Source organism: Thermoplasmata archaeon (genome assembly GCA_035632695.1).
In the GTDB taxonomy this organism is placed as follows: domain Archaea; phylum Thermoplasmatota; class Thermoplasmata; order RBG-16-68-12; family RBG-16-68-12; genus RBG-16-68-12.
In genome coordinates, this window is the sequence record DASQGG010000114.1 from 1 (window position 1) to 1,920 (window position 1,920).

General features: G+C 66.5%; 2 protein-coding genes. One reads left to right on the top strand and one right to left on the bottom strand.

What is annotated here, in order from left to right; all coding sequences use genetic code 11:
• A partial coding sequence (locus tag VEY12_07860) for a hypothetical protein (protein ID HYM40041.1) occupies window positions 1-192 on the bottom strand: 192 nt, incomplete at its 3' end.
• A gap of 70 nt (window positions 193-262) precedes the next feature.
• On the opposite strand from VEY12_07860, the gene VEY12_07865 reads away from it, so the two are divergent.
• Window positions 263-1,920: kelch repeat-containing protein (locus VEY12_07865; protein ID HYM40042.1), on the top strand; the 1,658-nt coding region annotated here is incomplete at its 3' end.

Genomic DNA, 1,920 nt, shown 5'->3' on the forward strand with positions numbered 1-1,920 from the left:
CGCGAGAGCATTGGCCCAATCCCGGGCGAGTAGGACGCCGATGATCGTCCTCGCGGTGACGGTCGCGATTGTCGCAGCCACGCTCCTCGCAGGCCTGGGCTCGCCTGCGCCCACTGCGCGTCCCAGGACCTCGACGGCGCCGCCCCTTGCGAGGACACCGCAGGCTGCTGGTTCCGCAAATGCCTGGACCAACCTGAGTCCACCCTCCGCGCCGTCGCCTCGCGGGGATCCTCTCCTTACCTATGACTCCCTATCTGGCCAATTGATCCTGTTCGGGGGCTGGGCTGGCACCAAACCTTACAATGACACCTGGTCCTACAATCCCGCGACGAACCGGTGGACCAACCGCACCCCCGCCACGCACCCGGAGCTGTATTGCGGCGTGTGCTTTGCCACGGCGGCCATGGTCTTCGATTCCCACGCGAATCGCGTCATCCTCTTCGGGGAGACCCAGCCCACGCACGGTGCCGCCTTGACCTGGGCGTACGACCCCGATGCGAACACGTGGACCCGGATGAACCCGGCCACGAGTCCGGGATTGCGCCACGACGTCAACCTGGTGTATGACACGGCGGCGGACCGGGTCCTCCTCTTCGGCGGCGGGGCCATCGCGCCCGACGTGTTCTACCTCGGAACCAATCAGACGTGGTCCTACGATTACACGAACGACAACTGGACCCAGTTGGTGCCCGCGGTCTCGCCCCCGAGTCGCTTCGGCGCATCGATGGCCTACGACCCGAAGGCAGACCGGACCTTCCTCTTCGGGGGCTGCACGAACGGCTACATGGAAGGGTGCTCGGTGGCCAACGACACGTGGTCCTACGAGTACGGGACGAACACGTGGACGAACCTGAGCGCGGCGTCTAGCCCGCCGCCGCCCGTGGACCTCCCGATGGTCTACGACAGCGTCGCGGACCACCTGATCCTGTTCGGCCAGGGCTGGGGCGGCGGAAACAAGACCTGGTCGTACAACATCACGTCCAACGCGTGGGCCACGCAGCATCCCTCCGCAAGTCCGCCGTCCCGGGGCTATCCCGGGATGACGTACGACTCGGTCCACGGACAGACGATCCTCTTCGGCGGCTATGGGTCGAACCTCTTCAACGACACCTGGTCCTACACGTACGGGCCCGCCACGCCGTCCAAGCCGTCGGCACCGTGCAGCCTTCGCGCACACATGGACCTCACGTACGCCGGGGAGAACGTCTTCCTGAGCTGGCAGCCACCGGCCGACGACGGCGGGCACCCCATCATCGAGTACCTCGTCTATCGCGGGCCCACGTCGGGGAGCGAGACGTTCCTGACCACGACCGCGGGCACGTCCTACGTAGACTCGTTTGCCACGAAAGGCGCCACGTACTACTACGAGGTGAGCGCCCTGAACGTCCTCGGGGAGGGGCCGCGTTCGAACGAGGTCAATTCCACGCCCACGGCACCGTCCGCACCGGGAAACGTCCGCGTAACCGTTGGCACCACCGCGAACACCTGGAACCAGGTCAACCTGAGCTGGTACCCACCCGCGTACGATGGCGGGTCGACGCTCACGGAGTACCGCGTCTACCGGGGGACCGCGTCCGGGGCCGAGTCGTTCCTGGCGTCCGCGGGACTGAGGCAGTGGTACGTCGACACGGGCGTGCTGAACGGCACGCCGTACTACTACGAGGTGACCGCTTCCAACGCAATCGGGGAAGGAGCGCGATCGAACGAGGTGCACGCCACGCCAACGATGCCGCCCCCACCGCCCCCACCGCCCGACTACGAGGCCCCGACCGTGGTCATCACGTATCCCGCGTGGGGTGCCGTCCTAAACGCAACCGTCGTCACGGTTCAAGGGACTGCATCCGACAACGTGGCCGTGGTGCGGGTTCAGGTGAGCGTCAACAACGGCTCCTGGATCCTCGCCAACGGCACCACGTCGTG